Annotated in this window: 11 protein-coding genes; 6 read left to right on the top strand and 5 right to left on the bottom strand. The window is 73.9% G+C overall.

Annotated elements, in window-relative coordinates; translation table 11 throughout:
- Positions 1-21 precede the first annotated feature (21 nt).
- Positions 22-1326 (top strand): sigma 54-interacting transcriptional regulator, encoded by a 1305-nt coding sequence (locus DB32_RS28840; RefSeq protein ID WP_053235856.1) that lies wholly within the window; start codon positions 22-24, stop codon positions 1324-1326.
- Positions 1323-3050, top strand: a complete 1728-nt coding sequence (locus DB32_RS28835; RefSeq protein ID WP_053235855.1) for an FG-GAP repeat domain-containing protein — start codon at positions 1323-1325, stop codon at positions 3048-3050. Before DB32_RS28840 ends, DB32_RS28835 begins: the two co-directional genes overlap by 4 nt.
- Before the next feature lie 5 nt (positions 3051-3055).
- Here DB32_RS28835 and DB32_RS28830 read toward each other — a convergent pair whose 3' ends face one another.
- Positions 3056-4759, bottom strand: coding sequence for an FG-GAP repeat domain-containing protein (locus DB32_RS28830; protein WP_053235854.1), 1704 nt, complete (start codon positions 4757-4759; stop codon positions 3056-3058).
- 104 nt (positions 4760-4863) lie between these two features.
- Here DB32_RS28830 and DB32_RS28825 point away from each other — a divergent pair, with 104 nt between their 5' ends.
- The 4 genes from DB32_RS28825 to DB32_RS28810 all read left to right on the top strand — a co-directional run bounded on the left by DB32_RS28825 (position 4864) and on the right by DB32_RS28810 (position 8001).
- On the top strand, positions 4864-5820 hold the full coding sequence (locus DB32_RS28825; RefSeq protein WP_053235853.1) for a COX15/CtaA family protein: 957 nt from the start codon (positions 4864-4866) through the stop codon (positions 5818-5820).
- Between the two features lie 21 nt (positions 5821-5841).
- On the top strand, positions 5842-6489 hold the full coding sequence (locus DB32_RS28820) for a DUF502 domain-containing protein (protein ID WP_053235852.1): 648 nt from the start codon (positions 5842-5844) through the stop codon (positions 6487-6489).
- 107 nt (positions 6490-6596) lie between these two features.
- Positions 6597-7478, top strand: a complete 882-nt coding sequence (locus DB32_RS28815; protein WP_053235851.1) for a DUF8173 domain-containing protein — start codon at positions 6597-6599, stop codon at positions 7476-7478.
- A 46-nt stretch (positions 7479-7524) separates the two neighbouring features.
- Positions 7525-8001 carry a hypothetical protein gene (locus DB32_RS28810; RefSeq protein WP_053235850.1) on the top strand — a complete coding sequence of 159 codons (477 nt, stop codon included), beginning with the start codon at positions 7525-7527 and terminating at the stop codon, positions 7999-8001.
- Between the two features lie 14 nt (positions 8002-8015).
- Here the strand turns inward: DB32_RS28810 and DB32_RS28805 are convergent, their stop codons facing one another.
- The 4 genes from DB32_RS28805 to lipB form a co-directional block, all read right to left on the bottom strand.
- Positions 8016-8654 (bottom strand): glutathione S-transferase family protein, encoded by a 639-nt coding sequence (locus tag DB32_RS28805; RefSeq protein ID WP_053235849.1) that lies wholly within the window; start codon positions 8652-8654, stop codon positions 8016-8018.
- Between the two features lie 76 nt (positions 8655-8730).
- Positions 8731-11559, bottom strand: coding sequence for an N-acetylmuramoyl-L-alanine amidase (locus DB32_RS49705; RefSeq protein ID WP_053235848.1), 2829 nt, complete (start codon positions 11557-11559; stop codon positions 8731-8733).
- 545 nt (positions 11560-12104) lie between these two features.
- Entirely contained in the window at positions 12105-12947 is an 843-nt protein-coding gene (locus tag DB32_RS28795) for a DMT family transporter (RefSeq protein ID WP_053235847.1), read from the bottom strand.
- A complete protein-coding gene (gene lipB / locus DB32_RS28790; RefSeq protein ID WP_053235846.1) occupies positions 12944-13666 on the bottom strand; it encodes a lipoyl(octanoyl) transferase LipB in 723 nt (240 codons plus the stop codon). The genes DB32_RS28795 and lipB overlap by 4 nt, the downstream gene beginning before the upstream one ends.
- Between the last annotated feature and the right edge of the window lie 73 nt (positions 13667-13739).

Below are 13739 nucleotides of genomic sequence, written 5' to 3'. Positions count from 1 at the left end.
GGGGTCTTCTTCGCTTCACCGATGAGCGCCGAGTCCACCGTCCCGCGCCGCACCACCGCGCAGCCCGTGCGCAGCGTCCGCGCGCGCATCGTCGCAGGTCCCGACGCCGGCCGTGTCGCCGCGCTCGAGGACGAGCGCATCGGCGTCGGCACCGCCGAGGGCAACGCGCTGCGCGTCGCGGATCGCACGGTGTCGCGATACCACCTCGAGCTGCGGCGCGAGGGCGCGCGCATCGAGGTGCGCGATCTCGGCTCGACGAACGGCACGCACATCGGGCCGGTGCTGGTGCGTCACGGCGTCGTGAGCGTCGCGCCGGGGACCGAGATCGCGCTCGGCGACACGCGTCTCGTGCTCGAGGACGGCGAGTACGTCGTGCAGCGGCTCGCGGAGGGCGATCAGCTCGGCGGGCTGCGCGGCAAGTCGCGCGCGATGCGGCGGCTCTACGCAGAGATCGACGCGCTGGCGCAGAGCGACGTGTCGGTGCTGCTCGTCGGCGAGTCCGGCACGGGCAAGGAGCTCGTCGCGCGCGCGCTGCACGATCTCGGGCCGCGCGCGCAGGGCCCTTTCGTGACCGTCGACGCGACGACGCTGGTGCCCACGCTCTACGCGAGCGAGCTCTACGGGCACGAGCGCGGCGCGTTCACCGGCGCGGACCGACGGCACGTCGGCGCGTTCGAGCGCGCGCAGGGCGGCACGCTCTTCCTCGACGAGATCGGCGAGGTCCCCGCGCCGCTGCAGGCGGGTCTGCTCGGCGCGCTCGAGCGGCGCAGCATCCGGCGCGTCGGCGGCCGCGACGAGATCGCGATCGACGTGCGCGTCGTCGCCGCGACGCATCGCGATCTGCGCGCGGCGGTCAACGCGGGCACGTTCCGGCTCGATCTCTACTACCGCCTCGCGGTGGTCGCGCTCGAGGTGCCGCCGCTGCGCGAGCGCGCGTCCGACATCCCGCTGCTCATCGAGCACTTCCTGCGCGAGGCGGGCTACGAGGGGCGCGTCGACGCGCTCTTCCCGCCCGACGTCCTCGCCGCGCTCGGCGCCCACGGATGGCCCGGGAACGTGCGCGAATTGCGCAACGCAGTGGAGCGCGCGATCGCGCTCGGCATGCCGCCCGAGTCGATCGCGCCGCACGGGAGCGACGACGTCGACGCGCTGTTCGAGGGGCGATACCGCGAAGCGCGGCGCGCGGTGCTCGACGACTTCGAGCGCCGCTATCTCGCGCGCCTGCTCGAGCGCACCGGAGGCAACGTCCGCGCGGCCGCGCGCGAGGCCGAGCTCGATCGCACGTACCTCACCGACCTCCTCAAGCGACACGGGCTCAAGCCGTGAGACGCCGCTTCGCCGCGATGCTCGCGGTCTCGATCCAGGCGTGCGCGCTCGAGTTCCCGGTCGAGCTGCTCGACGGCGGGGCGCCCGACGAGATCGACGCGCACGTGGACGTCATCGACGCGCCGAGCGACGCCGGGCACGACGCGCAGGTCGACGCCGGGCACGACGCGCAGGTCGACGCCGGCATCGACGCGACCATCCCCGACGCCGCGCCCTCGGATCAGCACCCGCTCGCGTGCGTGGGCACCGGCACCTTCTCGTGGGAGCACGTGCCCTCGGGCTCGATCTCGCGCAGCGATCCCGAGGGCGGCATCGTCGACGTCGCGATGCTCGAGCTCGCCACGTCGCGCCGCGGCGCCGTGCTCTTCCTGCAGTCGGGCGGCCTGCGCGACGGCACCGGATCGAGCGGGCTCGCGCTCTACGAGGACGAGACGAGCCCGTGCCCGGGGCTCGCGCCGGGCGCGCCTTCGTACGGCGGCACTGCGGATCGCGCGATCTCGCGCGTGCTCGCGACGACGCTACGCGGCGCGCCCGCGATGATCACGGTGAGCGACGTCGGGACGGCCGGCGCGCACGTGATGCGCGACGGGACGAGCGAGTTCGCCACCGAGCTCGACGCCGAGGCCGCGCTGCTCGCGTCGAGGAGCCCGCGCGGCGTCGCGGTCGGCGATCTCGATGGTGATCGCGTCGAGGATCTCGTGCTCGTCGGGCACCCCGACGCGCGCATCGCGCTGCTGGGGGGCTCGCGCGCGATCACGCCGGTGTCCGAGGTGCGCCACGCCGGGCGCGCGTGGCTCGTCGACGTCGACGGGGACGGCGCGCTCGATCTGATCGCGGGCCCCGACGCATCGCAGGCTTCGCCGCCGCGCGCCGATCTCGCGACGCTCCCCGGCGCGCTGCTGCTCGGCGACGGTCACGGCGGGCTCGCGCCGCCGGAGGGCACCGACGGCACGTTCGCCGCGCTCTCGTCCGATGGACCGGTCGCGATCGTCGATATCGACGTCGATGGAGATCCCGACGTCGTGCAGTGGCGGAGAGGGCCGAACCGCGCCGAGCTGCTGCGCAACGAGAGCACGCCGGGCGTGGTGCGCTTCGGCGAGCCCGAGCGCGTCGAGCCGATCGGCGGCGCGGACGTGGTGTCGTTCTCGACGTTCGGCATGCGCAGCAGCACGGCGGTCGCGGACGTCGATCTCGACGGAGCGCCCGACGTCGTCGCGCTCGGATCGCACCACTGGGTGCTGATCCGCGGCGGCACGGCGGTGCCGCGCATGCACGTGGGCTCGAGCTTCACCGACGCGAGCCGGCGCGTGATCGATCCGCCGCGCTTCGCGCTCGGCGACGCCGAAGGCGACGGAGATCTCGACTTCGCGATCGTGCTGCGCGACGACGCGTCGACGTACGCGTACATGATGCTGGGCGAGGGCGGCGGCGCGCGCACCGTCGCGATCGACGTGCGCGGCGCGCCGAGCGCGGGCACGCAGGTGTGCATCGCGCACGAGGGCGCGCTCTCGGGCGGCGGCGGCTGTGGTGGGACGCTGGGTCACTCGCTCGGCGTCGCGAGCACCGCGCAGTCGGACCCCACGCCGGTGCGCAGCTTCTACGTTCCTTCACCGATCGAGCGCGTCGATGCGCGCGTGATCGTGCGCGTCCCCGGCGGCGCGCGGATCGTCGATGTGCCGGGGCTCGCGGTCGGGGTGCGGCACGTGGTGACGATCCCCGACTGACGCGATCAGGGCCGGCGCACGCGCAGCCGCGCGCCGCGCGGGACGTCGCGCACGACGTGCGGCGTCGTCTCGCCGGGCCAGCGCACCTCGAGGTCGAACGCGCGCTCCGCGCCGGCGGGCAGCCCCACGTGGAGCGCGTACCCGACGGGCTGCGCCGAGCTCGAGAGCACGTCGCGCCGCGCGAGGATCGGCGCGCCCTCCTCGCCACCGCGGCCCGCGGGCACCACGCGGATGCTCGCGCCGATCGCCTCCGGGCTCGCGTCTCCGCCGCGCAGCCACACCTCGAGGAAGTCGCTCCCGTTCGTGCCGTTGCGCAGCACGTCGACCTCCTCGAAGCCGTGCTCGAGCACGTCGACGTCGCCGTCGAGATCGACGTCCCCGGCCGCGACGCCCTCTTCGTGGAAGACGCCGGTGAACTGCGCGAACGTGAAGCCGCGCGCGCCGTCGCTCAGGTACACGCGCAGCCCGTCCGCGAGCATCGCGACGTCGAGATCACCGTCGTTGTCGAGGTCCGCGACGATCGCGTGATCGACGATGCGCGCCGGCAGCGCGAGATCGATCGTGACCGGCGTGAACTGCATCCCGCCCTCGTTGAAGAGCACGCGGATCTCGGTCGGTGCGTCCGGCGAGATCGGGCGCGCGCTCTCGGGCGGGACGCGCCGCCCCGCCTGGAACACGTCGAGCCGCCCGTCGCCGTCGAAGTCGCCGACCGCGCCGATGCCGACGTTGAGCGCCTCGTCCTCGAGCGCCGCCGTGCCGCGCGTGCTCTCGAAGTCTCCTCCCGGCAGGCCGCGCATCAGGTGCGTCTCGATCGGCGGCAGCGACGCGGGCCACTCGCGCGCCACGAGCGTCTCGGCGTACGGCATCGTGAGCAGATCGAGCCGCCCGTCGTCGTCGAAGTCGGCGAGCCACGCGCTGCGCGTCGACACGAGGTCGTGCGGGAACTCCGAGCGCTCCTCCCAGCCGCCGCTCGCGGTGCGCAGGAAGAGCTGCGTCGGCCGGCCCCAGCTCGTCGCGAGCACGTCGGGGCGCCCATCGCCGTTCACGTCGCCCGCGGCGAAGCCCTCGCCGGCGAGCTCGTTCACGCCGCCGGGAAAGCGCTCCGCGACGGTGAAGCGCAGCGGCGACGCGACCTCGTACGCCCACCCCGCGCCGAAGTACTGCGGCGCGAGGAGCAGGCTCGGCGCGAGCGGCGCGAAGAAGAGCCAGTCCTGCCCCGAGAGGTCCCACTCGAAGCCCTCGGTGGCGAACACGCTCGTCGTCACGTCGTCGAAGCGCACGTCGTTCGCCTCGACGATCGCGCTGCGCAGCATGGTGCTCGGCGGCGCCGCCGCGTCCGCTTGCGGCGGCAGGCCGCCGCGGTCGAGCACGATCACGTCGAGATCACCGTCGCCGTCGTGGTCGTTGAGATCGACGTCGAAGATCTGCGTGCCGCCGCGCGCGGCGTGCGCGTCCTGGATGCCCAGCGCCACGCGCGAGAAGCTCAGCGCGTTGCGCCCGCGCGGAGGCCCCGCGTCGAACGGCGGAAAGGGCTCGAAGGGCAGGGGCGCCGCGTCGGCGCGCGCTGCGTCGAGGCTCGCGTCGCGCGGTGTGCTGCTCGCGTCGGAGGGCCCCGCGTCGCTCGGGAGATCGAAGCTCACGAGACAGCCCGACACGAAGGTCGCCATCGCGATCCAGGCGCTCGTGGCGAGCGCGAGCGAACGCCGCACGAGCCCAGGATCGAAGCGCGTGCGCGCGGTGTCAACGGCGCGCGCGCACTGGAGGACCGCCCGCGCTGGCCCCAGCGTCGCACGCGGAGTAGATCGCGCCCGCCGTGACCGAGACGAGCCGTATTGCGTCGTTCGCGCGCTTCTCGTGGGGCGTCCTCGCCTACAACCTCGGCGTCATCCTCTGGGGTGCGTTCGTGCGCGCCACCGGCTCGGGCGCGGGCTGCGGCTCGCACTGGCCCGACTGCAACGGCGAGATCCTCCCGCGCGCCGAGTCGATCGAGACCGCGATCGAGCTCACGCACCGCCTCACGTCGGGGCTCGCGCTGGTGCTCGTGCTCGTCCAGGTCGGGTGGGCGCTGCGCCTCTTCGAGCGCGGTCACCTCGCGCGCCGCGCGGCGATCGCAGGGGTGATCCTGATGCTCACCGAGGCTGCGCTCGGCGCGGGCATCGTGCTGCTCGAGTACGTCGCGGACGACGCGAGCGCGGGCCGCGCCGCGTGGATGGCGCTGCACCTCGTCAACACGTTCCTGCTCGTCGCAGCGCTCGCGCTCACCGCGTGGTGGGCGGACGCGGAGCGCGCGTCGCGCGCGCTCGACGCGGGCGGTGGCGTCGGCTGGTACGTCGCGATCGGCGCGCTCGCGCTCGTGGTCACCGGGATGGCCGGCGCGGTCACCGCGCTCGGCGACACGCTCTTCCCGTCGGCGACGCTCGCCGAGGGCCTCGCCGCCGACGCCTCGCCCACCGCGCACTTCCTGGTGCGGCTGCGCGTGATCCACCCGATCGTCGCGACCGGCACGTTCCTCTACCTCGTCATGGCGAGCGCGCTCATCAGCGCCGCGCGACCCGACGCGCGCGTGCGCCGCGCCGCGCTCGCGCTCGTGGTCTCGCTCGCGGTGCAGATGGGCGCGGGGCTGCTCAACCTCGCGCTGCTCGCGCCGGTGTGGATGCAGCTCGTGCATCTCCTGCTCGCCGACGTCGCGTGGATCGCGCTCGTGCTGCTCGGTGCGAGCGCGCTCGGCGCGCCGCGCGCCAGCGCGGTCACGCGCGCTGCGATCGCCTGACCCTCGGCGTACAGTTCGCGCATGTCCTCGTCGCGGCGTCGTCGCAAGGAAGGGCCGCTCGCGCGCGTCGCGCGCTGGTTCGGTCAGGGATTGCTGGTGTTCGTGCCCACCGTCGGCACGCTGTGGACGGTCTGGCTCGTGCTGAGCTGGCTCGACTCGCTCATCGGGATCGGCATCCCGGGGCTCGGGCTCGTCCTCACGCTGGCGCTGATCCTCGTGACCGGGTTCGTCGCGTCGAACGTCGCTGGGCAAGCGGTGATCGGCGTGCTCGAGCGCGGCATCGCGCACCTGCCGGTGGTCAGCGTCCTGTACTCGAGCATCAAGGACCTGCTCGGCGCCTTCGTCGGCGACAAGAAGAGCTTCGATCGCCCGGCGATGGTCGCGGTCGACGCGAGCGGGCTCGTGAAGGTCTTCGGGTTCGTGACCTGCGATCGCTTCGACGATCCGCGCCTCGCGGGGCACGTCGCGGTGTACCTGCCGCAGGCCTACAACTTCGCGGGCAACGTCATCGTCGTGCCGCGCGAGCGCGTCGAGTTCGTCGACGCCGATCCCGCGCAGTTCATGGCGTTCGTCGTCTCCGGCGGCGTGAGCGCGATGCACGGCGCGCGCACCGTGATGGACATGTCGACGATCGGCGGCACCCGGGCGTCGCAGACGTCGATCCGCTGAAATAGCGCGCGAGCACGCCTCGTAAGGACCGACATCCGGGCGCTGTGCGGGGAACGCGCGCGCCCACTTCGCACCCGCCGCGTCCGGCGGAGAGGAGACGTCCGTCCATGACTCGCGCTCGCGCCCAGCACGCTCTCGCCCTCGCTCTCGCGCTCGCCGTGATGCCCGGTGTCGCGCACGCCGACGATCCCGCGTCGCGCGATCGCGTCGCGTTCGGCGGCGACGCGGTCGTCGCGCCCGGCGAGGTCGTCGAGTCGGTCGCCGCGTTCGGCGGTGACGCGATCGTCGCCGGCCGCGTCGAGGGCGACGTGGTCTCGTTCGGTGGCGACGTCGAGCTCGCGCCGACCGCGGAGGTGCTCGGATCGGTGTCGAGCCTCGGCGGGCGCGTCGACGCCGACCCCAGCGCGCGGTGGTCGAGCGACGGCGAGGCGTTCGTGATCCCGAGGCCGCCCTCGACCGGGCTCGGCGCGTTCGTCGAAGAGGCGTTCCGGCAGGCGGTCGCGCACGGCCTGCTCTTCCTGCTCGCGCTGCTCCTGATGGGCCTCGCGCCCGAGCGCCTCGGCGCGATGCAGGTCGCGATCGTGCGCGACCCCACGCGCACCGCGCTGCACGGCCTCGCGGGGTACGTCGCGAGCGCGATGCTGATCGTCGCGCTCGCGATCACGGTGATCGGCATCCCCGCCGCGGTCGCGCTCGCGCTCGCGCTGCCGCTCGCGACCTACGTCGGCCTCGCCGCGTCGGCATCGGTGATCGGCGCCGCGCTGCCCGTCGATCGCCTGAAGGATCGTCCGGTGCGTCAGCTCGCGGCGGGCGTGCTCGTGCTCTTCGTCGCGTCGCTCGTGCCCTACCTCGGCACGCTCACCGTGATCGCGGCGGCGTGCCTCGGCACCGGCGCGCTGATCCGCACGCGCTTCGGCACCACGCCACCGCGCGAGCTGGTCGGCGGGCCGGCGGTCGAGGTCGGGCCGTACCGCACGTCGGCCGCCTGATCCGCGTCGCTCGACATCGCGAGGCCGCACCGGTGATCCTCACCGCGTGCGGCCTCTTCTCGTGCTCGTCGTGCTCCTCGCGTCGTGCGGCGACGGCGAGCGGCGCCCGAGCTCCGCGGCCGCGATCGCGGGATGGACGGCGGGGGAGGGCGAGGACACGCGCCCGTCCTCCGCCGTGCTCGCTCGCTCGCGGACCGACGGCCGCGAAGTGATCGGCGATCGCGCCGCGCCGACCGACGACGCGCCGCGCTCCCACACCCTCGGAGGCTCGCGGCGCGCGCCGATCGTCCGTCACGGCGCGCTGGTCGACGTCGCGTTCGACGGCGCGTCGCTGCACGACGCGATGCGCGTGCTCGCCGAGGTCGCGGGCGTGGACGTGGTGATCGACGAAGGCGTGCAGGGCACCGTCACGATCGATCTGCGCGACGTGCGCGCGCTCGACGCGATGGAGATCCTCGCGACCGCGCACGGCGCGTCGCTCGAGGTCTCGGGGCGTCTCGTCCTCGTGCGCGCCGCGCGATGACGCCGCCGCCGCGATCAGCGCGTGTTGATCGCCGCCTGCGCCGCGAACGCTCGCTGGTAGGCGGGGCGTGCCTCGCCACGCTCCACGTAGGCGGCGAGGCTCGGGAATTCCGCGAGCAGTCCCGAGGCCCGGAGCCGCAGCAGCACCGAGACCATCATCAGGTCACCCGCGCTGAACGCACCGTCGAGCCAGGGGTCGTCGCCGAGCCGCGCGGCGAGCTGGCGAAGCCGGCCGCGGACGCGTTCCTGGACCACCGGGAGGCGCTCCTCGGACCACGGGCGATCGCTCTCGAAGAGCCGCGCGGTCACGAGCTCGACGATCGGCGGCTCCACCGTGCTGAGCGCGGCGAACATCCACGTGATCGCCCGCGCACGCGCGTGCGGCTCGGCGGGCAGCAGCCCCGCGTGGTGCTCGGCGATGTGGAGCACGATCGAGCCCGACTCGAAGAGCGTCAGGTCGCCGTGCTCGTAGGTCGGGATCTGTCCGAACGGATGGCGCGCCAGGTGCGCCGCCTCCTTCATCGCAGCGAACGAGACGAGGCGGACCTCGTACGGCAGCTGCACCTCCTCGAGCGCCCAGCGCACGCGCGTGTCGCGCGCCAGCCCCTTGCCGCCGTCGGGCGAGCGTTCGAACGCGGTGATCGTGATCGTCATGGCGAGCTCCTTCCCACCGAGGACGTTCGACGCGGCCCGGCCCCGACACCACGTGTGCTCTTTTCCTCGACCGCCCTCAGCGCCGGCGTCGCGCGACGATCGCGGCGAGCACCAGGCCCAGCGCCCACCACGCGCCGTGGCCAGGGCCGCTCGCGACGCGACACGAGCATCCTCCGTCGATGCTCGGCATCGCGCCCCCATCACCGCGCGGCCCCGCGTCGCGCCCGGGCTCGATCCCGCCGGCGTCGGGCATCTCGCACACGCGCATCTCGTCGATCTCGCCGTCGCAGTCGTCGTCGACCTCGTTGCAGATCTCCGCGCTCGCGTGCTCGTCGACCTCGCCGTCGCAGTCGTCGTCGCGCCCGTTGCACGTCTCGTCCATCGCGCGGCACGCACGCCCCGCCGCGAGGATCGTCGTGAAGTAGCGCGGCGCGTCCCAGCCGCCCGCGTCGGTCATGTCGTCGAGCGCGATCGCCTCGCCGAACCCGTCGCCGCTCGACGGATGACAGCGCCAGCCCGCCGCCGCGCGCGCGCACGCGTCGTCGCGACCATCGCCGTCGACGTCGGCCATGCGGATCGTCTGGTAGTACCGCGCCGCGCTCCACCCGCTCTCGTCCGCCCACGCCGGGCCTGCGATGCGCGCGAACGCCTCGCCGTCCCACGCGTAGCAGGCCAGCTCCGCGTTCGATCGCGCGCAGAGATCCTCGACGCGATCCCCGTTCACGTCGCCGACCACGATCGTCGCGTAGTTCGACACGTCGTCCCACCCGCTCGCGTCCGCGAGCGGCGCGACGATGCGCGTCTCGCCGAAGCCCTCGTCGCTCGCGAGCACGCAGCGCAGGTCCGATGCCGAGCGCGCGCACACGTCGTCGCGTCCGTCGCCGTTCACGTCGGCGAGGCGGATCGTGCTCCAGTACCTGCGATCGCCCCAGCCCACCGCGTCGGCCCACCGCGGTCCCTCGACGCGCGTCGGGAAGCCCGCGCCGTCGCTCAGCCAGCAGTCGAGCCCCGCGGCGGCGCGCACGCACGCGTCGTCGCGCCCGTCGCCGTTCACGTCGCCCATGCGGATCGTCCCGTAGTGACGCGCGACGCCGAACCCGCTCGCGTCCGACCACTCCGGTCCTTCGATGCGCTCGCCGAACCGCGTGCCGTCGCTCAGCCAGCACCCGAAGCCCGCGCTCGCGCGCGCGCAGAGATCCTCGCGCCCGTCGCCGTTCACGTCGGCGAGGCGCATCGTCGTGTAGAAGCGCGGCGCGCCCCAGCCCGACGCGTCGCTCGGCACGTCGCTCCACGTCGTGTGCGCGTCGAAGCCGGTGCCGCTCGACAGCGCGCACACCACGCCCGCGTTCGCGCGCGCGCAGACGTCCGCGCGTCCGTCGCCGTTCACGTCGCCCATGCGGAGCGTCGCGTGGTTCGCGACGTCGTCCCAGCCGCCCATGTCGCCCCACGGCACCGCGGCCGTGGCCGCGCCCCACGCGCCCTCCTGCGCGAGCCAGCACCGCACGCCCGAGTACCCGCGCCCGCACACGTCGGCGCGCCCGTCGCCGTTCACGTCGGTCGAGCTCGGCGGTGCGTACGCGCTCGGCTGCTCGAGCAGCAGCGCGACCTCGCACACGTCGTCCTCGTCGACGGTTCCGTCGCAGTCGTCGTCGCGGCCGTTGCACGTCTCGGCGGGCGTCCCGCCGCAGGTCCCGCACGCGTTCGTCACGCCCTCGTCGGTGCGGCGATCGCAGTCGTCGTCGCGCCCGTTGCACGACTCCGCGGTCGGGCGGCAGTCGCAGCCCTCGTTCACGAAGCGCATGAACTTCGCCCAGTCCCAGTGCGGACCGGGGTCCCAGTGATCGCCGTGGCAGAACATCGAGTTCGCCTCGACGTGCCCGATGACGCGGCTGCGGTCGCAGGGGATGCCGTAGCGATCGCAGATCGATCGCACGATGCGCGCGGTGCGGCAGAGCTGCGCGTCGGGGTGGTTCGTGCTGCCCGCGAAGCCCTCGTGCTCGATGCCGATCGACGAGCCGTTCAGACACCCGACGTGCCACGCCGTGTCCTGCTCCTCGACGATCTGCGCGGTGAAGCCGGTGTAGCTCGTGACGTAGTGCGCGCTGACCTGCGAGCCGCCGCAGCTGCGCACGGTGTTCACGCACCCCGCGAAGCCGCCCTCGCACGTGTGGATCACGACGTAGCGGATGTCGCCGCGGCCGCGGCTCGCGTTCGTGTAGTCGCACGCCGGGCCCTGCCACTCGGCGAGCGGCGTGTCGGGGCGCGCGTACTCGATCGCGACGCCGACTCCGTCCTCGTTCGTCGCGATCGGCGAGACGAGCCCGTCGATCGGCGGCAGGTAGATCACGTCGCCGCGCTCGTCGGTGTCGCGGAAGCCGATGTCCATCACCTGCGCGAGGTGCTCGCGATAGGGGAAGCGCACGTCGGCGAGCGCGGGGTGCCACGCGTCGAGCAGCGCGAGCCACGCCGCGGTGTCGTCCTGCGCGGGCGGCGCATCGCCCGCGAGCGCACGCAGGCGCGCCGCGGCGGCGTCGACCTCGAGCTCGAGGTGCTCGCAGAGCGACGCGGCGTCGGCGTCGACGAGCCGCGCGGCCTCGTCGCGCGCCGTGCCCTCGTCGAGCCCGAAGACGCCGCACGCGGTGGGATCGCCGTGCGCCTCTTCGCCCTCGTGCGCGAGCATTCCGGTGCGCGAGACGAGCCGCGTCTCCGCCCACCCGAGCGCGAGCAGCACGTCGCGCGGGACCTCGTGCCGCGCGGCGGCCTCGGTCACGAGCCGCACGACGAGCGCGTCGCCGCGGTACGGCAGCAGCGCGGGCGCGGCGCTCGTCACGATCGGATCGGCGGGTGGGGCCTCGCAGCCGGCGGCGAGCGCGAGCGAGACGAGGACGGGGGCGAGCTTCCGCATGGGCGGGGCGCCTAGCAACGCAGCGGCCAGCTTCGGGAGCGACGGACGACCCGCGGGGCTCGCGGCGGCCCACCGGCACCGCGGGATCGGCCGCTCGCCGACTCGAAGATCCGTACGTCAGATCGGACGGGTGCCTCGTCGGGTCGCGATGACGCGTACGTCAGATCGGACGGGTGCCATGTTGAGTATCGAAGATGCTCCCGTCAGAGCTGACGGGTGCCTCTTCGAGTCGCATGGAGGGCCCTGCCAGCGCGGACGGGTGGATCTTCGAGTGTCGAAGAGGCACCCGTCCGACCTGACGGGGGGGTCTTCGAGCGTCGAAGAGGCACCCGTCAGCGCGGACGGGTGGATCTTCGGGTCGCGCGGCGCGCCTCGCCGGCGCGGACGGGTCGGCCGTGGGGTCGCGCGGCGCGCCTCGCCGGCGCGGACCGGCCCTCCTCGAGCCGCGCGGAGCGCCTCGCCGGCGTGGCCGGGCGCTGGGTCGCGCTGCGAGGCCGGTGCCGCAAGGACGCGCCAGGCCTACGCGGCGGGGCGCGCACGCCCGATCAACTCCTGGACGTCGCGACCATCACTCCGGCGCCCACGATCAGCAGGCCGCCGAGCATCGCCGTCGGCGCGAGCGCCTCGCCCCACACCAGCCACCCGACGAGGCACGCGACCAGCGGCTCGAGGAACGCGAGCACCGCGCCGCGCGCCGAGCCGATCGCGACGAGCCCGTGCGCGAAGAGCACGTTCGCGCCGACCCCGAGCAGCGCCGCCGCGATCGCGAGCACGCACAGCGACGACACCCCGATCTCGGCGGGCGTCATCAGCGCGAGCGGCAGCAGCAGGAGCGCGGAGCCGATCGAGTGCAGGCCCATCGTGCGCGCCGCGCCGATGCGCGGCGTGAGGCGTCGCGCGAGGAACACGTTGCCCGCGTAGGCGAGCGCGCTGACGCTGCCGAGCGCCGCGCCCGCGAGCACGCTGCCCGAGAGCGCCGCGGGCTCCCACGGCCTCAGCAGCAGCACGATGCCCGCGAGCGCGATCGACGCGGCGAGCGGCGCGCGGCGCACCCGCTGTCCTTCGACGTACGGCGCGGCGAGCGCGACCACGACCGGCGCGAACGAGTGCGTGAGCACCGCGATCGCGACCGAGGTCATCGACATCGCGGCGAAGAACGTCCCGACGTTCACCGCGTCGAGCACCGCGAACGCGCCGAGCAGCACGAGCGTCTCGCGATCCCAGCGCGGCGTGGTCTCGCGGCGGTAGAGCGGGATCGCGAGCAGCGACACGAACACGAAGATCAGCGTGGAGGTCCACGCGGACGGCAGCCCGAGCGGGCGCAGGAAGAGGCTCCACGTGCCCCACGCGCACGCGGCGAGCACGACGAACGACACGCCTCGGATCATCGCATCGGATGGTCGTGCGCGGCCGGCGCGGGGAGCTCGGGGAGCGGCGCGTGCTCGAGGTCCGCGTCGAAGATCGCGGCGAAGCGCTGCTCGGCGACGCCCATCACCTCGTCCATCGGCAGCCGTCGATCGAGCTCGCGCTCGAGCGAGGTCACGCCCTTGTCGCGGATGCCGCACGGCACGATCAGCGCGAAGTGCGAGAGGTCGGTGGTCACGTTGAGCGCGAAGCCGTGCATCGTGACCCAGCGGCTGATGCGCACGCCGACCGCGCCGATCTTGCGGTCGCCGAGCTCGCCGGAGCGCACCCACGTGCCCTCGAGCCCCGGCGTGTCGATGCGCTCGGCGGTGATGCCGTAGGTCGCGCACACGTCGACCATCAGGCGCTCGAGCTCGCGCACGTAGCGGCGCACGTCCTGGCGATCCGGCTTGAGGTCGATGATGGGATAGCCGACGAGCTGACCGGGGCCGTGATAGGTCACGTCGCCGCCGCGCCCGGTCTCGTGGAGCTCGATGCCGCGCGCCGCGAGCATCTCCTTCGCGAGCAGCACGTTCCCGATCGCCGCCTTCCGGCCCAGCGTGATCACCGGCTCGTGCTCGAGCAGCAGCAGCGTGTCGGGGATGTCGCCCGCGACGCGCGCCTCCTGGAGGCGCTGCTGGAGCTGGTGCGCCTCGTCGTAGCGGATGCGGCCGAGACGATGGACGCGGACCTGTCTGCGCATACGAGCAGGGTTCTGCGCCTCCGCGGACCGAGGCGCCAGTGCTGCAAACGTTTCGGAACGGACGGCAGATCGG

Source organism: Sandaracinus amylolyticus, from assembly GCF_000737325.1.
GTDB lineage: Bacteria > Myxococcota_A > Polyangia > Polyangiales > Sandaracinaceae > Sandaracinus > Sandaracinus amylolyticus.
This window is presented reverse-complemented; position numbering and strand designations above follow the sequence as displayed.